General features: G+C 60.2%; 15 protein-coding genes and 1 tRNA gene. 12 read left to right on the plus strand and 4 right to left on the minus strand.

Annotated features, from left to right (window positions below; translation table 11 throughout):
* Positions 1-72 precede the first annotated feature (72 nt).
* From AC3WP7_RS09565 to AC3WP7_RS09575, 3 genes are all read left to right on the plus strand, one after another.
* Positions 73-1,344 (plus strand): YeaH/YhbH family protein, encoded by a 1,272-nt coding sequence (locus tag AC3WP7_RS09565; protein WP_017138057.1) that lies wholly within the window; start codon positions 73-75, stop codon positions 1,342-1,344.
* Entirely contained in the window at positions 1,341-2,906 is a 1,566-nt protein-coding gene (locus AC3WP7_RS09570) for a SpoVR family protein (protein ID WP_092242300.1), read from the plus strand. Before AC3WP7_RS09565 ends, AC3WP7_RS09570 begins: the two co-directional genes overlap by 4 nt.
* A gap of 63 nt (positions 2,907-2,969) precedes the next feature.
* Positions 2,970-4,202 (plus strand): multifunctional CCA addition/repair protein, encoded by a 1,233-nt coding sequence (locus AC3WP7_RS09575; protein WP_102591854.1) that lies wholly within the window; start codon positions 2,970-2,972, stop codon positions 4,200-4,202.
* A gap of 72 nt (positions 4,203-4,274) precedes the next feature.
* On the opposite strand, the gene folK is transcribed toward AC3WP7_RS09575, so the two are convergent.
* Both folK and folB read right to left on the minus strand, forming a co-directional pair.
* The gene (folK, locus tag AC3WP7_RS09580; RefSeq protein ID WP_071490242.1) at positions 4,275-4,793 is read right to left on the minus strand and encodes a 2-amino-4-hydroxy-6-hydroxymethyldihydropteridine diphosphokinase; all 519 of its coding nucleotides are present in this window, start codon (positions 4,791-4,793) and stop codon (positions 4,275-4,277) included.
* Positions 4,784-5,137, minus strand: a complete 354-nt coding sequence (folB, locus tag AC3WP7_RS09585) for a dihydroneopterin aldolase (RefSeq protein ID WP_071490243.1) — start codon at positions 5,135-5,137, stop codon at positions 4,784-4,786. Before folB ends, folK begins: the two co-directional genes overlap by 10 nt.
* A 74-nt stretch (positions 5,138-5,211) precedes the next feature.
* On the opposite strand from folB, the gene plsY reads away from it, so the two are divergent.
* Complete coding sequence (plsY, locus tag AC3WP7_RS09590) at positions 5,212-5,781, plus strand: glycerol-3-phosphate 1-O-acyltransferase PlsY (RefSeq protein ID WP_038843023.1); 570 nt, start codon at positions 5,212-5,214, stop codon at positions 5,779-5,781.
* Between the two features lie 24 nt (positions 5,782-5,805).
* Here the strand turns inward: plsY and tsaD are convergent, their stop codons facing one another.
* Entirely contained in the window at positions 5,806-6,831 is a 1,026-nt protein-coding gene (tsaD, locus tag AC3WP7_RS09595) for a tRNA (adenosine(37)-N6)-threonylcarbamoyltransferase complex transferase subunit TsaD (protein WP_092242291.1), read from the minus strand.
* A gap of 202 nt (positions 6,832-7,033) precedes the next feature.
* On the opposite strand from tsaD, the gene rpsU reads away from it, so the two are divergent.
* From rpsU to AC3WP7_RS09620, 5 genes are all read left to right on the plus strand, one after another.
* Positions 7,034-7,249 (plus strand): 30S ribosomal protein S21, encoded by a 216-nt coding sequence (rpsU, locus tag AC3WP7_RS09600; protein WP_002551877.1) that lies wholly within the window; start codon positions 7,034-7,036, stop codon positions 7,247-7,249.
* A gap of 445 nt (positions 7,250-7,694) precedes the next feature.
* The gene (gene dnaG / locus AC3WP7_RS09605) at positions 7,695-9,668 is read left to right on the plus strand and encodes a DNA primase (protein WP_071490245.1); all 1,974 of its coding nucleotides are present in this window, start codon (positions 7,695-7,697) and stop codon (positions 9,666-9,668) included.
* A 67-nt stretch (positions 9,669-9,735) separates the two neighbouring features.
* A complete protein-coding gene (gene rpoD, locus AC3WP7_RS09610) occupies positions 9,736-11,586 on the plus strand; it encodes an RNA polymerase sigma factor RpoD (RefSeq protein WP_071490246.1) in 1,851 nt (616 codons plus the stop codon).
* A 121-nt stretch (positions 11,587-11,707) separates the two neighbouring features.
* Positions 11,708-15,451 (plus strand): EAL domain-containing protein, encoded by a 3,744-nt coding sequence (locus AC3WP7_RS09615; RefSeq protein WP_093514170.1) that lies wholly within the window; start codon positions 11,708-11,710, stop codon positions 15,449-15,451.
* Between the two features lie 16 nt (positions 15,452-15,467).
* Positions 15,468-15,544: transfer RNA gene (locus tag AC3WP7_RS09620), tRNA-Ile, on the plus strand.
* Positions 15,545-15,589: 45 nt separating this feature from the next.
* Here AC3WP7_RS09620 and AC3WP7_RS09625 read toward each other — a convergent pair.
* Positions 15,590-16,015 (minus strand): VOC family protein, encoded by a 426-nt coding sequence (locus tag AC3WP7_RS09625; RefSeq protein ID WP_102591853.1) that lies wholly within the window; start codon positions 16,013-16,015, stop codon positions 15,590-15,592.
* Positions 16,016-16,127: 112 nt separating this feature from the next.
* On the opposite strand from AC3WP7_RS09625, the gene AC3WP7_RS09630 reads away from it, so the two are divergent.
* The 3 genes from AC3WP7_RS09630 (at position 16,128) to AC3WP7_RS09640 (ending at position 19,331) form a co-directional block, all read left to right on the plus strand.
* On the plus strand, positions 16,128-16,997 hold the full coding sequence (locus tag AC3WP7_RS09630; RefSeq protein ID WP_102591852.1) for a LysR family transcriptional regulator: 870 nt from the start codon (positions 16,128-16,130) through the stop codon (positions 16,995-16,997).
* A gap of 37 nt (positions 16,998-17,034) precedes the next feature.
* On the plus strand, positions 17,035-17,481 hold the full coding sequence (locus AC3WP7_RS09635; protein WP_010206997.1) for an Lrp/AsnC family transcriptional regulator: 447 nt from the start codon (positions 17,035-17,037) through the stop codon (positions 17,479-17,481).
* Between the two features lie 167 nt (positions 17,482-17,648).
* The gene (locus AC3WP7_RS09640) at positions 17,649-19,331 is read left to right on the plus strand and encodes a flavin monoamine oxidase family protein (RefSeq protein ID WP_071490480.1); all 1,683 of its coding nucleotides are present in this window, start codon (positions 17,649-17,651) and stop codon (positions 19,329-19,331) included.
* Positions 19,332-19,335 lie beyond the last annotated feature (4 nt).

Raw genomic sequence — 19,335 nt, forward strand, 5'->3', positions numbered from 1 at the left:
CCGACCGCTTGTCTCTAAGCTTCCAGCTCGCGGCTTGAAGCTTGTAACGTGAAGCTGCCCGGAGGGCTCCCCATGAGCTATGTGATCGACCGACGCCTCAATGGCAAGAACAAGAGCACGGTAAACCGCCAGCGTTTCCTGCGGCGTTACCGTGATCACATCAAAAAGGCCGTCGAAGAGGCCGTCAGTCGCCGCTCCATCACGGACATGGAGCATGGCGAACAAATCAGCATTCCCGGACGGGACATTGACGAACCGGTGCTGCACCACGGCCGGGGCGGTAAACAGACCGTCGTGCACCCCGGCAACAAGGAGTTCACCACCGGCGAGCATATCCAGCGTCCCCAAGGGGGTGGCGGCGGCAAAGGTCCGGGCAAGGCGGGCAACTCCGGCGAAGGCATGGACGAGTTCGTGTTCCAGATCACCCAGGAAGAATTCCTCGAATTCATGTTCGAGGACCTGGAACTGCCCAACCTGGTCAAGCGCAACCTGACCGGTACCGACACCTTCAAGACCGTACGCGCGGGTATCAGCAACGAGGGCAACCCCTCGCGCATCAACATCATCCGCACCCTGCGCTCGGCCCATGCCCGGCGTATCGCACTGTCGGGCAGCAGCCGCGCCAAACTGAAGGAGGCCAAGGAAGAGTTGGCGCGCTTGAAGCGTGAAGAACCGGACAACTTCGGCGATATCCAGCAAATAGAAGCAGAAATCGAGAAACTCAGCGCGCGCATTCACCGCGTGCCGTTCCTCGATACCTTTGACTTGAAATACAACCTGCTGGTCAAGCAACCCAACCCCAGCTCCAAGGCCGTGATGTTCTGCCTGATGGACGTGTCCGGCTCCATGACCCAGGCCACCAAGGACATCGCCAAGCGCTTCTTCATCCTGCTGTATCTGTTCCTCAAGCGGAACTACGACAAGATCGACGTGGTATTCATCCGCCACCACACCAGCGCCCGGGAAGTCGACGAAGAGGAGTTCTTTTACTCACGGGAAACCGGCGGCACCATCGTCTCCAGCGCCTTGAAGCTGATGCAGGAGATCATGGCCGAGCGCTACCCGGCCAATGAGTGGAACATCTACGCCGCGCAAGCCTCGGACGGTGACAACTGGAACGACGATTCACCCATCTGCCGCGACATCCTGATCAACCAGATCATGCCGTTCGTGCAGTACTACACGTATGTCGAAATTACCCCCCGTGAGCATCAGGCGCTGTGGTTCGAATACGAGCGCATCGGCGAAGCCTTCGCCGACACGTTCGCCCAGCAGCAACTGGTCTCGGCCGGCGATATCTACCCGGTCTTCCGTGAACTCTTCCAGCGCAGGTTAGTGACATGACCGCCAAAAAAGAGCAAAAACGCCAACCCATCTCCACGGGGTCAGAGTGGACCTTCGAACTGATCCAGGCCTATGACCGGGAAATCAGCCGTATCGCCGCGGGGTATGCCCTGGACACCTACCCCAACCAGATCGAAGTGATTACCGCCGAACAGATGATGGATGCCTACGCCTCGGTGGGCATGCCGCTGGGCTATCACCATTGGTCCTACGGCAAGCACTTCCTCAGCACCGAAAAGTCCTACACCCGCGGCCAGATGGGCCTGGCCTACGAGATCGTGATCAACTCCGACCCGTGCATCGCCTACCTGATGGAAGAAAACACCATCTGCATGCAGGCACTGGTGGTGGCCCACGCCTGCTACGGGCATAACAGCTTCTTCAAGGGCAACTACCTGTTCCGCACCTGGACCGACGCCAGTTCGATCATCGATTACCTGGTGTTTGCCAAGCAGTACATCATGCAGTGCGAGGAGCGCCACGGCATCGATGCGGTAGAGGACCTGCTCGACTCCTGCCACGCGCTGATGAACTACGGTGTCGACCGCTACAAGCGCCCCTACCCGATTTCCGCCGAGGAAGAACGCCTGCGCCAGAAGGAGCGCGAAGAACACCTGCAGAAGCAGATCAATGACCTGTGGCGCACCATTCCCAAAAAGACAGGAAAAAACAGCGACAAGGATAATGTACGCTTCCCCGCCGAACCTCAGGAAAACATCCTGTACTTCCTGGAAAAACACGCGCCGTTGCTGGAGCCCTGGCAGCGGGAAATCGTGCGTATTGTGCGCAAGATCGCGCAGTATTTTTATCCACAGCGCCAGACCCAGGTGATGAACGAAGGCTGGGCCACGTTCTGGCACTACACACTGATGAATGACCTGTACGACGAAGGCCTGGTCACCGACGGCTTCATGATGGAATTCCTCACCTCCCACACCAGCGTGGTCTTCCAACCCGGCTTCGACAGCCCTTACTACAATGGCATCAACCCTTATGCGCTGGGCTTTGCGATGTACCGCGATATCCGCCGCATGTGCGAGCACCCCACCGAAGAAGACCGCCGCTGGTTCCCGGAAATCGCCGGCAGCGACTGGCTCTCCACCATCAAGTTCGCCATGAGCAGCTTCAAGGACGAGAGTTTTATCCTGCAGTACCTGTCACCTCAGGTGATCCGCGACCTCAAGCTGTTCAGCATCCTCGACGACGACCTCAAGGATGACCTGGTGGTGCCGGCCATCCACGATGAGCCTGGCTATCGCACCATCCGTGAAACCCTGGCGGCGCAGTACAACTTGGGCAACCGCGAGCCCAACGTGCAGATCTACAGTATCGACGTGCGCGGCGACCGCTCGCTGACCCTGCGGCACCAGCAGCACGATCGCAAACCTTTGGGGGAATCCACCGAGGAAGTACTCAAGCATCTGCATCGGCTGTGGGGCTTCGATATTCACCTGGAAACCCTGCAAGGCGATCAGGTGATGAAGACCCACCATGTGCCACCGCGCAGCGATCACAACGACAACGACTACGGTCGCCTGGACCTGGCTGTCGTTCATCTCTGAAACAGCAAAGCCTCCATTGGTCAGGCACAGGCGGTATCCTGTGCCGCTAACGGAGGCTTTTTCATGAAAACCTATAAAGTCGGCGGTGCGGTACGGGATCGCCTCTTGGGCATCCCGGTCACCGATATTGACCGCGTCGTGGTGGGCGCGACTGCCGAAGAGATGCTCGCCAAGGGCTATAAGCCGGTGGGCGCAGACTTCCCAGTGTTCCTCGATCCAACGAACGGCGACGAGTACGCCCTCGCCCGCACCGAACGCAAGAGTGGCCGGGGTTACGGCGGCTTTGTGTTTCACGCGAGCCCCGAAGTGACGCTGGAAGAAGACCTGATCCGTCGCGACCTGACCATCAACGCCATGGCGCAAGACGATGACGGTAACTTGATCGACCCTTATCACGGCCAACGCGATCTTCAAGCGCGCATTCTGCGCCACGTTTCCCCGGCGTTCGCCGAAGATCCCCTGCGCGTACTGCGAGTGGCACGATTTGCTGCACGTTATGCGCCCCTGGGGTTCACCGTCGCGCCGGAAACACTGGAGCTGATGCGCCAACTCAGCGAATCCGGCGAACTGGAAGCCCTGACGCCGGAGCGCAGCTGGAAAGAAATCTCCCGGGCGCTGATGGAAGATCAACCTCAGGTGTTTATTCAGGTGCTGCGTGACTGCCAGGCCCTGAAAACCTTGATGCCCGAAGTCGATGCACTGTTCGGCGTGCCACAACCCGAAGCCCATCACCCGGAAATCGACACCGGCGTGCACACCCTCAGCGTGCTAGAACAAGCCGCCTTGCATCAACAGCCACTGACTGTGCGCTGGGCCTGCATGCTCCACGACCTGGGCAAGGGTACGACGCCTGTGGATAAGTTGCCGCAGCACATCGCCCACGAACACCGGGGCTTGAAGCTGATCAAGGCGGTCAACGAACGCTTCAAGGTGCCGAGGGATTGCCAGGAATTAGCACTGCTGGTGGGCCAATATCACACCCACGGCCATCGCGCTCTGGAGCTGAAGGCCTCGACATTGCTGGAGTTGCTGCAAAGCTTCGACGTGTACCGGCGGCCACAGCGCTTTGAAGAGTTCGTGGTCGCCTGCGAGATGGACGCCCGAGGCCGCAAGGGCCTGGAGCAAAGAGGTTATCCACAGGCGGATTATTTGCGCGGAGCGGCAAAAGCAGCTCGCGAGGTTGCGGTGGCCCCCTTGCTGGAGAAAGGCTTCAAAGGCCCGGAGCTGGGTGAGGCGCTCAAGCGCGAACGGCTCAAGGCACTAAAAACCTACAAGGAACAACACGCACTCATTTAGGCGCGAGCTTGCTCGCGAAGACCGTCAACGATAACGCAGCGCTCTCCGGTTTTTCGCGAGCAAGCCCGGCTCCTACAGGAGAGCGCCCGGCGTCAGTTGTCGGCCCTGCCATTCAAACGCGACAGGCGCCAGCACTTGGTCGATCTGCGTATCGCGCCACAAATCGGCCAGCGTCTTGCCCACCTCAGGATGCACGCGTTCCGGCGCCATCAGCGATAGCGGCCACAACACAAAGGCGTTTTTCAGGATTTCCGCACGCGGCAAAACCAAACCATCGAAATTGCCCACCAGATCGCCATACAACAACACGTCGATATCCAACGGCAGCCCTTTGCGGTCCGGCGCATAACGACCGTTGTCGGCCTCGATGAATTTCAACCGGCGGTCCAGTTCCATCAACGGCAGATCGGTATACGCCGACACCACCAGATTGAAGAACGGCCCACTCTTGATGCCCACCGGCTGGCTTTCGAACACCGCCGAGCAACGCATATCGGTCAAGAAACTCGCCAGCGCATCCAAGCCGGCGCACAGGTGAGACTCGCGCTCGATATTGCTGCCTAGGCCAAGGTAAACCTGAGTTAGCGACATCCGCGCTCGATCTCCACGCCCACGCCTTTGGCAGCCGGCACGGCACCAGGCTTGGTCAGCTTGAGGTGCAGCCAGGGAATCTGGAATTCATTCATCAACACTTGCGCGAGGCGTTCGGCAAAGGTTTCCACCAGTTGGTACTGGGATTGCTCGGCAAAGGCCTGGATGCGCGCGGACACGCTGGCGTAATCCAGCGCAAGGGTCAGGTCGTCACCGGCCGCGGCCGGGCGGTTGTCCCAGGCAAAGCTCAGGTCCAGGCGCAGGCATTGGCGGATTCCGCGCTCCCAGTCGTAGGCCCCGATGACGGTGTCGACTTCCAGGCCTTCGATAAACACTCTGTCCAAGCACTCTTCTCCGCAGCACGACAAGGGCGCGATGCCCCGTTAGAATCAGGGCGTCCTCGCCCGGAATAGTTAGCATGTTTTGGTCACTGGCGATCTTCGCCTACCTGCTCGGCTCGCTGTCCTTCGCCATTTTGCTCAGCCGCCTGACGGGAAACCCCGATCCGCGAATGAGTGGCTCAGGCAATGCCGGCGCCACCAATATGTTGCGCCTGGCCGGCAAGAAACTCGCCGTACTGACGCTACTGGGCGACCTGTGCAAGGGCTTGTTGCCCGTGCTGATCGCCAGCCTAGCCGGCCTGCCCCTGCAACAACAGGCCTGGATCGGCGTCTGCGCGGTCCTGGGCCATCTGTTTCCCCTGTACTTCCGCTTTCGTGGCGGCAAAGGCGTCGCCACGGCGGCCGGCATGTTGCTGGGGATCTACCCACCGGCAGCGTTACTGGCTGTACTCGCCTGGCTGTTGACGTTCTACCTGACCCGCACCAGCTCACTCGCCGCACTGATCGCCACCCCGCTCACCCTGCCGCTACTGGCCTGGCAAGAACCGGCGGCGCTGCTGCCGATGAGCGTGCTGACACTGCTGATCGTCTGGCGCCACCGTGGCAATTTACGCGACCTGTTTGCCGGGCGCGAACGGCATTTTTAAATACCGTCAATTCGGGTTGCGGTGTTACAGCGGCGACAACTGCTCCATCGGCCAGCGCGCCTGCACGCTGATCGCCAAGCTTTCATGCTGCCCGGCCTGCAGGCGCTGGCAACCGGCGTAGGCGATCATCGCGCCGTTGTCGGTGCAGAACTCCGGACGTGCGTAGAACACATCGCCCTTCATATCGCTGAGCATTTTTTCCAGCGAAGTGCGCAAAGCCTTGTTGGCACTGACGCCGCCGGCGATCACCAGGCGCTTCATGCCCGCCTGTTTCAGGGCGCGCTTGCACTTGATGGTCAAAGTCTCCACCACGGCCTGCTGGAACGCCAGCGCGATGTCGCAACGGGCTTGCTCACTGTCGTCCCCGGCGCTGACGCTCTGCTGCCAAGTGTTCAGCGCGGAGGTTTTCAAGCCGCTGAAGCTGAACATCAGGCCTGGGCGATCACACATCGGACGCGGGAAGGTGTAGCGGCCGGCCACGCCTTTTTCAGCGAGGCGTGCGATTTCCGGGCCACCCGGATAATTGAGGCCCATCATCTTCGCGGTCTTGTCGAACGCTTCACCGGCGGCGTCATCCAGGGATTCACCCAGAAGGGTGTATTGGCCGATGCCATCCACCTGAACCAACTGCGTATGGCCGCCCGAAACCAACAAAGCGACGAACGGGAACTGTGGCGGGGTTTTCTCCAGCATCGGAGCCAACAAATGGCCTTCCATATGGTGTACGCCGAGCGCCGGAATGCCCCAGGCAAACGCCAGCGCCTGAGCGCAAGAGGCCCCAACCAGCAGGGCCCCGACCAATCCGGGGCCGGCCGTGTAGGCGATAGCGTCGATCTCGGTCGGCACGCAGCCGGCCTCGTCCAGCACCTGGCGGATCAGGGGCAGCATGCGCTTGACGTGATCACGGCTGGCCAGCTCCGGCACCACGCCGCCATAGGCACGGTGCAGGTCGATCTGGCTGAACAGCGCATCGGCCAGGAGCCCGCGTTCACTGTCGTAAAGTGCGACACCGGTTTCGTCGCAGGAGGTTTCAAGTCCCAGTACTAGCATGGGTTTGCGCCTTGTAGAGGCTGAATTCGAAGGCGCGCATAATAGTCGCCACTCCCCCTCCCGACTAGCGGTTTTCGATCAGAGGCTTTGCATTCCGGGCAATGAGGGGTTAACATCCGCAACCCTTAAAAACCGACGACCTCAGCCGCGAATTTTTTGCGACGAGAACGTTGATCCCGGTAATGAAAGAAGGTAGCTCTGGATGCCAGCCGTCAAAGTTAAAGAGAACGAACCCTTCGACGTAGCTCTGCGTCGTTTCAAGCGCTCCTGCGAAAAAGCCGGTGTACTGGCTGAAGTTCGTAGCCGCGAATTTTACGAGAAGCCAACTTCTGAGCGTAAGCGTAAAGCAGCAGCCGCTGTTAAGCGTCACGCCAAGAAAGTTCAGCGCGAACAGCGCCGCGCCGTTCGTCTGTACTAATACACAGACGTTCGTAGCAAGCTTCTGCCAAGCCCGGCCCTCAGCCGGGCTAATGGCATTTGCGGATATCGCTTGATGCTTCACCGTTGACGCCGCACATGCGACCGAGACAACTGCTTCACACGTCAGGACTGGCTCTTTTGCCAGCGGTGCACGTCTCTTCTGACGAGCCTATCAAGGCTACTGACGAGCACACTCATTCTGTAAACAGCCGACCAACCGTGTCGACTGCGCCCAACGAGGCGTTTCCGAGGCCCGTCACCGGCCAAGACCGGGCGCCGGGGCAACATTTCCACACCGAAGACTGATCAGAAACTAACGTCAGTGAATATTCGGCAGATACACTTCCGTACACCCCATGCAGTCGCTGGATGCTCGAGCACTCGATACGCGCGCTTGAACACCTCACGGGCCCTCATTTACACGCAGTGATGACGAGAACGCCATGGCCGGGCTGATTCCCCAGAGCTTTATTGACGACCTTCTGAACCGCACCGACATCGTCGATGTGGTCAGCTCGCGCGTGCAAATGAAGAAGGCCGGCAAGAACTACACCGCCTGCTGCCCGTTCCATAAGGAAAAGACTCCGTCGTTCAGCGTCAGCCCGGACAAGCAGTTCTACTACTGCTTTGGCTGCGGCGCGGGCGGCAATGCCCTCGGCTTCATCATGGACCACGACAACCTGGACTTCCCCCAGGCCGTCGAGGAACTGGCAAAAGCCGCCGGCATGGAAATCCCTCGCGAAGAAAGCGGCCGCCCGCACAAACCGCGGCAACCCACCGATTCGCCGCTGTACCCGCTGCTGACCGCCGCTGCCGACTTCTACCGTCAGGCGCTTAAAAGCCATCCGCAGCGCAAGGCCGCCGTCGACTACCTCAAGGGACGCGGCCTCACCGGCGAAATCGCCCGCGACTTCGGCCTGGGGTTCGCCCCGCCCGGCTGGGACAACCTGTACAAGCACCTGAGCAGTGACACCCTCCAGCAAAAGGCCATGATCGACGCCGGCCTGCTGGTGGAGAACGCCGAGACTGGCAAACGCTATGACCGCTTCCGCGACCGCGTGATGTTCCCGATCCGCGACAGCCGGGGCCGCATCATCGCCTTTGGTGGCCGGGTGCTGGGAGACGACAAGCCCAAGTACCTGAACTCCCCGGAAACCCCGGTGTTCCACAAAGGCCAGGAACTCTACGGCCTGTTCGAGGCGCGCAAGAACAACCGCAACCTCGACGAGATCATCGTGGTTGAAGGCTATATGGACGTAATTGCGCTCGCCCAACAAGGCTTGCGCAACGCGGTCGCCACCCTGGGCACCGCCACCAGCGAAGAACACATGAAACGCCTGTTTCGCGTGGTGCCCAGCGTGCTGTTCTGCTTCGACGGCGACCAGGCTGGCCGCAATGCCGCATGGCGCGCGCTCGAAGCCACGCTGTCGAGCCTGCAGGATGGACGCCGTGCGCGCTTCCTGTTCCTGCCCGAAGGCGAAGATCCGGACACCCTGGTGCGCTCCGAAGGCACCGACGCATTTCGCGCGCGCATCAATCAACATGCGCAGCCGTTGGCCGACTACTTCTTCCAGCAACTGACCGAAGAAGCAGACCCACGTTCCCTCGAAGGCAAGGCCCACATGGCTACCCTCGCGGCACCGTTGATCGATAAGGTCCCAGGCGCCAACCTGAAGTCCCTGATGCGCATGCGCCTGCTGGAAATCACCGGGCTCAGTGGCGAAGCCGTCAGCCAGCTGGTGCATAACGCACCGCATGACGCAGCGCCACCGGCCTACGACCCAGGCATGGATTACGACGCCATGCCGGACTACTCCGACTTCCACCAACCCCAGGAGGCCTACGCGCCCCAACAGGAATGGACGCCGAAGAAACCCGGTGCCGGCGGCAAGAAATGGGACAAGAAACCCTGGAGCAAGAACGGCAAGCGCGGTGACGGCGATGAGGCCTACGCCCCGCGCACCCCGGTTGCCGTGGAAGCGCCGACGCTGATTGCCCTGCGCACGCTCATCCACCACCCGCATCTGGCGGAGAAGGTCGAGAGCGCCGATCACTTTGCCAACGAGAGCAACACCTACGCCCAGGTACTGATCGCCCTGATCGAGGCGGTACAGAAAAATCCTAAGCTAAACTCAATTCAATTGATGGCTCGCTGGCATGGCACCGAACAAGGCCGCTTGCTCAAAGCGCTCGCGGAAAAGGAGTGGCTAATTGACGGCGACAACCTTGAACAACAGTTTTTAGACACCATTACTAGGTTATCTGCGGGTCAGCACACGCAGACCCTCGATGAACTCATCAAGAGAGCAAGGCAGCCGGGATTGTCGGCTGAAGAGCAAATTCAGATAGCAAAACAGATGCGCGACCTCTTAAAACAGAATGTTTCCGCATCAAACCCGACCTCAGCTGGCGTGTGAGGTCATAGCTCGGGTATAATCCTCGGCTTGTTTTTTGCCCGCCAAGACCTTCAGTGGATAGGGTGTTATGTCCGGAAAAGCGCAACAGCAGTCACGTATCAAAGAGTTGATCGTTCTCGGTCGTGAGCAGGGTTACCTGACTTACGCGGAGGTCAACGACCACCTGCCTGAGGATATTTCAGATCCAGAGCAGGTGGAAGACATCATCCGCATGATTAACGACATGGGGATCAACGTATTCGAAGCTGCGCCAGATAAGGATTCCCTTATGCTGGCGGACGCCGATACCGACGAGGCTGCCGCAGAAGAAGCGGCCGCCGCGCTGGCTGCTGTGGAGACCGATATCGGTCGTACCACCGACCCTGTGCGCATGTATATGCGTGAAATGGGGACCGTCGAGCTGCTGACACGCGAAGGCGAAATCGAAATCGCCAAGCGTATCGAAGAGGGTATCCGTGAAGTGATGGGCGCAATCGCGCACTTCCCAGGCACGGTTGACCACATTCTCTCCGAGTACACCCGCGTCACCACCGAAGGTGGTCGCCTGTCCGACGTCCTGAGCGGTTATATCGACCCGGATGACGGCATTGCGCCGCCTGCCGCCGAAGTACCGCCGCCTGTCGATGCCAAGGCTGCGAAAGCGGACGACGACTCCGAAGACGACGACGCTGAAGCCAGCGGCGACGATGAAGACGAAGTCGAAAGCGGTCCGGACCCGATCATCGCTGCCCAGCGTTTCGGTGCGGTTTCCGATCAAATGGAAATCACCCGCAAGGCCCTGAAAAAGCACGGTCGCGCCAACAAGCAGGCAATTGCCGAGCTGGTGGCCCTGGCAGAGCTGTTCATGCCGATCAAGCTGGTGCCGAAGCAATTCGAAGGCCTGGTTGAGCGTGTTCGCAGTGCCCTGGAGCGTCTGCGTGCCCAAGAACGCGCAATCATGCAACTGTGCGTGCGTGATGCCCGCATGCCGCGTGCCGACTTCCTGCGCCAGTTCCCGGGCAACGAAGTAGACGAAAGCTGGACCGACGCACTGGCCAAAGGCAAGGCGAAATACGCTGAAGCCATTGGTCGCCTGCAGCCGGACATCATCCGTTGCCAGCAGAAGCTGACTGCGCTTGAGACCGAAACCGGTCTGACGATCGCCGAGATCAAGGACATCAACCGTCGCATGTCGATCGGCGAGGCCAAGGCCCGCCGCGCGAAGAAAGAGATGGTTGAAGCCAACCTGCGTCTGGTGATCTCCATCGCCAAGAAGTACACCAACCGTGGCCTGCAATTCCTCGACCTGATCCAGGAAGGCAACATCGGCTTGATGAAGGCTGTGGACAAGTTCGAATACCGTCGCGGCTACAAGTTCTCGACTTATGCCACCTGGTGGATCCGTCAGGCGATCACTCGCTCGATTGCCGACCAGGCCCGCACCATCCGTATTCCGGTGCACATGATCGAGACGATCAACAAGCTCAACCGTATTTCCCGGCAAATGTTGCAGGAAATGGGTCGCGAACCGACCCCGGAAGAGCTGGGCGAACGCATGGAAATGCCTGAGGATAAAATCCGCAAGGTATTGAAGATCGCTAAAGAGCCGATCTCCATGGAAACCCCGATCGGTGATGACGAAGACTCCCACTTGGGTGACTTCATCGAAGACTCGACCATGCAGTCGCCAATCGATGTCGCCACCGTTGAGAGTCTTAAAGAAGCGACTCGCGACGTACTGTCCGGCCTCACTGCCCGTGAAGCCAAGGTACTGCGCATGCGTTTCGGCATCGACATGAATACCGACCACACCCTTGAGGAAGTCGGTAAGCAGTTTGACGTGACCCGCGAGCGGATCCGTCAGATCGAAGCCAAGGCGCTGCGCAAGTTGCGCCACCCGACGCGAAGCGAGCATCTGCGCTCCTTCCTCGACGAGTGACACCAGAACCCCCGGCCCAGGCCGGGGGTTTTGTTTTGTATAGATAAAATCCCTCGCAACGCCCCTCCCCCGCAATGCCCGTCTACACTCGAAACATTCCCCGTGCCATAACGAGACCGTTATGCCCAGATTGCCGACTGTGTTACTGCTGTCGCTGCTGACCTGGACCGCAACGGCTGGCGCGTTGACTCTCACTGATGATGAGCGTGGCTGGTTGGCGGACCATCAGGAGCTACGCCTGGGGGTGGACGCGTCATGGCCACCCTTTGAGTACCGTGACGAAGAAGGTCGCTACCAAGGTTTGGCGGCGGATTACGTGCGCCTGATCCAGGATCGCCTGGGCATACGGGTCAAGCTGATCGAACCGGTGAACTGGAGCGCGGTACTGGAGCTGGCCCGCAACAACCAGCTCGACCTGCTGCCCGGCATCATGTCCACACCCGAACGCCAAGGCTACATGGCGTTCACTCGCCCGTACCTCGACTTCCCCATCGTCATCCTGGCCCACGAAGGCGGGGCCAAACCGCGCAATCTGAAGGATCTCTACGGGCTGAAGATTGCCGTGGTGGAAAACTACGCGCCCCATGAACTGCTACGCACGCACCATCCCGACCTCAACCTGGTGGCCATGCCGAATGTGAGTTCGACGCTGCAAGCCTTGGCCACGGACGAAGTGGATGCGGTCGTCGGCGACCTCGCCTCAAGCGTCTGGAGCCTGCGCCAACTCAAGCTCGACGGTTTGTACGTCAGCGGCGAAACGCCTTACCGCTATCAGTTGGCGATGGGCGTACCACGCGACAACAAAATGCTGGTGGGCATCCTCGACAAGGTACTGGCCGACCTTAGCCCGCAGGAAACCGACGCGATCCAGCAACATTGGGTCGGCAGCTTTACCGACCATCGCACCTTCTGGACCGACTTGCTGACTTACGGCCTGCCCGCCGTGTTGCTGCTGAGCACCGTACTGGCCGTGGTAATCCGGATCAATCGCCGGCTCAGTTCGGAAATCTCCCGCCGCGTAGCCCTCGAACAGGAACTGCGCAGCAGCGAGTACCACTATCGCGGCCTGGTGGAGAGCTTGTCCGCGATTGCCTGGGAAGCCAGCGTCACCGACTTCACCTACAGCTATGTATCACCCCACGCTGAGGAACTGTTGGGTTACCCACGGGCCCACTGGCTGATTCCGGGCTTCTGGCGCAACATCATTCACCCCGCCGACCTGATTCGCACCGAATCCTACTGCCAACGCGAAACCCGCGCCAACCGTGACCACAGCGTTGATTACCGGGTCATCACCGCCGACAACCGTTGCTTGTGGGTGCGTGACATCGTCAGCCTGATCGAGCACGGCCATGAGCCCGTGCTGCGCGGCTTGATGATCGACATCAGTGAGGCAAAGCGCACCGAAGAGGCCCTGCAACTGTCTGAGCAGAAGTTCGCCTCGGTGTTCCAGCAATGCCCGGACATCCTGGTGATTGCACGGCTGTCCGACGGCTGCCTGCTGGAGGTGAACAAAGCGTTCGAGGACCAGGTCGGGCTGACAGCCGAACAGGTCGTGGGTAAAACCGCTACCGAGCTGAACATCTGGGGCATCCAGGGCGCAGGCCCCGATCTGCTGCAGCGGTTGCAGACCACCAGCATCCGCAACCTGGAAATGCCCTTTCTGCGCAGCAATGGCCAAGCCTTCACCGGGCTGATTTCCGCCGAGCCGTTTCAACTCGACACTACAGAGGCCATCGTGGTGGTGGTGCGCGACATCACCCAACTCAAGGAAACCCAGCAACAGCTGCAAACCTCCGAGGAGAAATTCGCCAAGGCCTTCCACGCCTCCCCCGACGGCTTGCTGTTGAGCCGCCAGCGCGATGGCCTGCTGATAGAAGTGAACGATGGTTTCAGCCGGATCACAGGTTTCAACAGCGCCGCCTCCGTCGATCAGTCCACCTTGGACCTGGGCATCTGGGTCGACCTCAACGAACGCAAACACATGCTCGAACTGATGCAGCGCGATGGCTTTGTGCGCGACTTCATCTGCCACATACGCCGCAGCGATGGTCAGATTCGCCTGTGCGAGCTATCCAGCCGCCCACTGCCGATTGGCGATGACGACTGCATGCTGACCATCGCCCGAGACATCACCGAACGCCAACTGATGCAGGAAAAACTGCAACAAGCTGCCACCGTGTTCGAGAGCACAGCCGAAGGTGTGTTGATCACCGACACCCGGCAGAACATCAGCGCCGTCAACCGTGCCTTCAGTGAAATCACCGGCTACAGCGAGGCCGAAGCCCTCGGCAATACCCCGCGCCTACTCGCTTCCGGGCTGCATGACAGCGCGTTTTATGCGGCGATGTGGCATCAATTGACCGCCCAGGGGCATTGGCAAGGCGAGATTTCCAACCGTCGCAAGAACGGCGAGTTGTACCCCAGTTGGCTGACCATCAGTGCCGTGCGCAACCGCGACCAGTTGATCACGCACTTCGTCGCGGTGTTCGCCGACATCTCCAGCCTCAAACTGGCCCAGGCTCGTCTCGACTACCAGGCGCATCACGACCCATTGACCGGCCTGCCCAACCGCACGCTGTTCGAAAGCCGACTGCAGGCCGCCCTCAACGGTCACCAGGAAACCGGCAAACAGGGCGCCGTGCTGTTTCTTGACCTGGACCGCTTCAAACACATCAACGACAGCCTCGGCCACCCGATCGGCGACCTGCTGCTCAAAGACATCGCCGTCCGCCTCAAGGAGCAACTGCGCGACATCGACACCGTGGCACGCTTGGGCGGCGACGAATTCATCATCCTGCTCCCAGGCCTGCAACACGCGAGTGACGCCGAATACCTGGCGAATAAGCTGTTGGCCTGCTTTACACCGCCGTTCCAGGCCGGCGAGCACGAGTTCTTTATCAGCGCCAGCATCGGCACCAGCCTGTACCCGCAGGACGGCACCGACGTCGCCACCCTGGTCAAGAATGCCGACGCCGCGATGTATCGCTCCAAGGCCAAGGGGCGCAACCGGGTCGAAAGCTACACCCGCGACCTCACCGCCCAGGCCAACGAGCGCGTGGCGCTGGAACATGAACTGCGCCGCGCCATCGAGCGCAACGAACTGACCCTGTACTACCAGCCGAAACGGAGCCTGATCACCCAGGAACTGATCGGTGCCGAAGCATTGATCCGCTGGCATCACCCCACGTTTGGCGACGTACCGCCCGAACACTTCATCGCCCTCGCCGAAGAGAACGGCATGATCCTGCAGATCGGTGATTGGGTGCTGGAACAGGCCTGCCGACAACTGCACACCTGGCAAGGCACCTTCGACGAGTTCGGCCCACTGTCGGTGAACCTGGCCGGCGCCCAACTGCGTCACCCCGGCTTGCTGGCGCGCATCGAACAGCTATTGCGCGACTACCGACTCGACCCGGGCTGCCTGCAACTGGAGATCACCGAAAACTTCATCATGAGCCAGGCCGAAGAAGCGCTGGAGGTGCTGCACCAACTCAAAGACCTCGGCGTACAACTGGCAATCGATGACTTCGGTACCGGCTACTCCTCCCTCAGCTACCTCAAGCGCCTGCCCCTGGATTACCTGAAGATCGACCAATCCTTCGTCCGCGGCCTGCCCGACGACCCCCACGACGCCGCCATCGTGCGCGCCATCATCGCCCTGGGCCACAGCATGCAATTCACCATCATCGCCGAAGGCGTGGAGAACCCCGCACAGCAGGCCTTCCTCGCTGCGGAAGGCTGCGAACAGATGCAAGGCTACATCGTCAGCCTGCCGCTACCGCCGGAGCTTTTTGCTGCTACGTTTCTTCGTATAAGCATTGAGGATTTTTCGGATGGCACAGCGGGGAAACCATCGTTATAATCCGCGACCTGTTACAGGGCCTATAGCTCAGTTGGTCAGAGCAGAGGACTCATAATCCTTTGGTCCACGGTTCAAGTCCGTGTGGGCCCACCAAACAAGAAAGCCGCGCATTGCGCGGCTTTCGTGTGTCTGGCCGCCTCACTTCGCAAACAACTGCCCCATATCCTTGAACGCCTTGAACTCCAGCGCGTTCCCACACGGATCAAACAGAAACAACGTCGACTGCTCCCCCACCTGCCCCTTGAACCGAATATGTGGTTCCAGCACAAACCGAGTTTCCCTGGCCTGCAGCCGCTGCGCCAAGGCGTGCCAATCTTCCCAGCCCAGCACCACGCCAAAATGCGGCACGGGTACGTTGTGGCCGTCGACTGCGTTGGTGTGGGCTAACTCCTGGGAGGCGGTTTTCGGGTGTTCGTGAATGACCAACTGATGCCCGAAGAAGTTGAAATCTACCCAGTGTTCGCTGGAACGCCCCTCTTCAAGGCCAAAGACTTCACCGTAGAAATGCCGCGCAGCGGCGAGGTCGTATACCGGAATTGCCAGGTGAAAAGGTGCGAGTGTCATCAGGTCAAACCTCTGTGGGCATTAAGTCCCACGAGTTTAGCCTTGCTCCTGACGATGAAAAGACGATAGTTTTTGCGCCGAGCTCAAATTATTTCGATCAATCGAGACGCCCATGCTGCGCGAATTGAAGACCTTTATTGCGGTAACCCGTCACGGCACGTTTGCGGCGGCGGGCATGCATATCGGGCTGACGCAGTCGGCGGTCAGTGCGCAGATTCGTCAATTGGAGCAGGCGCTTGGCGTGCAGTTGTTCGATCGTACCGGGCGCCAGGCCACGTTGAATGCAGCCGGTTTGCGTGCCTTGCCGTTGGCCAGGGAGATACTGGAAACCTTCAACCGCATGGCCGTACCCGTGGATGCCAACGAGTACCGGGGCGAACTGAAAGTGGGTGCCATCACCACCGCGCAGACCGGCCTGCTACCCCAGGCGCTGGTGCGTTTGCGTCAGGCGGCACCGACGGTGGAGTGCAAGTTGATACCGGGCGTGTCCCTGGAGTTGTTGAGCCGGGTGGACGCCGGTGAGCTGGACTCGGCGATCATCATCCGCCCGCCCTTCGACCTGCCCAAGGAACTGCACGTGCAGGTGCTGCGCAAGGAGCCGTTCGCGCTGATCGTGCCTCACACGTTGGCAGGTGATAACCCGTTGCAGTTGCTGGCGACGCAGCCCCATGTGCGCTATGACCGCACTTCATTTGGCGGTCGCCTGGTCAGCCGATTCCTGAAGGAACATAAACTTGACGTGCAGGTAGCATTGGAGCTGGATGAGCTGGAGGCCATCGTCAAGATGGTCGAATGCGGCCTGGGCGTATCGCTGATTCCTCAGGCCGGGTTGTGGCTGGAACGCTCGCCCAACGTGCGAATCATCCCATTGGGCAGCCGGACCTTTTACCGCGAAATCATCCTGCTGAGCCGCTACAGTCAACGCCAGCTGCCCGTACCGCAACTGTTTACCCGCTGCCTGCTCGCCAGCGCCAACCTGTAAGATGCCAACCCATTGCCCCCGTACCGGAGCCCTCGCCTTGCCTGCCCTAGATGAAATCGACCGCCAACTGATCGCCGCCCTGCAGATCAACGCCCGCGAAAGCGTGGCCATGCTCGCCCGGCAGTTGGGCATCGCGCGCACCACAGTGACGTCACGCCTGGCACGCCTGGAGAAAACCCAGGTGATCACCGGTTATGGCGTGCGCCTCGGGCAGCGGGTGGTCGATGGTGGTTTGCAGGCTTATGTGGGCATCACCGTACAGGCACGCTCGGGCAAAGAAGTGTTGCGCCGGTTGAGTGCCATGGCCCAGGTGCAGCAGTTGTGCGCGGTGAGTGGAGAGTTTGATTACGTGGCTTGGCTGCGCACGGATTCGCCCGAACAGTTGGACCAATTGCTGGACCAGATCGGCAGTGTGGACGGGGTGGAGAAAACCACTACGTCGATCATCCTGAGTAACAAATTGGATCGCGGTCAGCCAATCTGATCAACAGGTTCGTCATTTCGACTAAAAACAGATCAATTCGACGACACATTGCGTCTTATTAACGAACGCTACGCTCCCTAAACTGGCTGCCATCTTTTCCTATACTCAGCGGGTCACGCCCGCCAGGTCGCCAGTAAGGGTCAGCCATGAGCATTCCGTCCAGCACCATCAGCAAGACCAATCGCCACCCCGCCGACGGCAAGAAACCCATCACCATCTTTGGCCCGGACTTTCCGTTCGCCTTCGATGACTGGATCGAACACCCCGCAGGCCTGGGCAGCATCCCCGCCGCCCACCACGGCGCCGAAGTGGCGATCGTCGGCGCCGGCATCGCGGGTCTGGTGGCCGCCTACGAACTGATGAAGCTGGGCCTCAAGCCGGTGGTGTACGAAGCCTCGAAAATGGGCGGCCGCCTGCGCTCCCAGGCCTTTGAAGGCGCCGAAGGTATCATCGCCGAGTTGGGCGGCATGCGCTTTCCGGTGTCGTCGACGGCGTTCTACCACTATGTGGACAAGCTCGGCCTGGAAACCAAACCTTTCCCCAACCCGCTGACCCCGGCCTCCGGCAGCACGGTCATCGACCTTGAAGGCCAGACCCACTACGCGCAAAAGCTCTCCGACTTGCCGGTACTGTTCCAGGAAGTCGCGGACGCCTGGGCCGATGCGCTGGAAGCCGGTTCGCAGTTCGGTGATATTCAGCAGGCCATCCGCGACCGCGACGTGCCGCGCCTCAAGGAACTGTGGAACAAGCTGGTGCCGCTGTGGGACGACCGCACCTTCTACGACTTCGTCGCCACCTCCAAGGCGTTCGCCAAGTTGTCGTTCCTGCACCGTGAAGTCTTCGGCCAGGTGGGTTTCGGCACCGGCGGCTGGGACTCTGACTTCCCCAATTCGATGCTGGAAATCTTCCGCGTGGTGATGACCAACTGCGACGACCACCAACACCTGGTGGTCGGCGGCGTAGCCCAGGTGCCGATGGGCATCTGGCGCCATGTACCGGAGCGCTGCGCGCACTGGCCGGCCGGCACCAGCCTGAGTTCACTGCATCGCGGCGCGCCACGCGCGGGCGTCAAACGTATCGCCCATGCCGCCGATGGCCGTTTTGCCGTCACCGACAACTATGGCGACACCCGCGAATACGCCGCCGTGCTGACCACCTGCCAGAGCTGGCTGCTGACCACCCAGATCGAATGCGACGAAAGCCTGTTCTCGCAAAAAATGTGGATGGCCCTGGACCGCACACGCTACATGCAATCATCGAAAACCTTTGTGATGGTCGACCGCCCGTTCTGGAAGGACAAAGACCCGGAAACCGGCCGTGACCTGATGAGCATGACCCTCACCGACCGCCTGACCCGTGGCACCTACCTGTTCGATAACGGCGACGACAAGCCGGGGGTGATCTGCCTGTCGTACTCGTGGATGAGCGACGCCCTGAAAATGCTGCCGCAGCCCATCGACAAGCGGGTGAAACTTGCCCTCGACGCGCTGAAAAAGATCTACCCGAAAGTCGATATCAAAGCACGCATTATCGGCGATCCAATCACCGTGTCCTGGGAAGCCGACCCGCACTTCCTCGGGGCCTTCAAGGGCGCGTTGCCGGGTCACTATCGCTATAACCAGCGCATGTATGCACACTTCATGCAGAAGGACATGCCCGCCGAGCAACGTGGGATTTTTATCGCTGGTGATGATGTGTCCTGGACGCCGGCCTGGGTGGAGGGCGCGGTGCAAACCTCACTGAACGCGGTGTGGGGCATCATGACCCACTTCGGCGGCAGCACTCACCCCGAGAACCCGGGGCCGGGTGATGTGTTCGATGAAATCGGGCCGATTGCCCTGGCGGATTAAGGAG

The organism is Pseudomonas sp. FW305-3-2-15-C-LB1 (assembly GCF_058787615.1).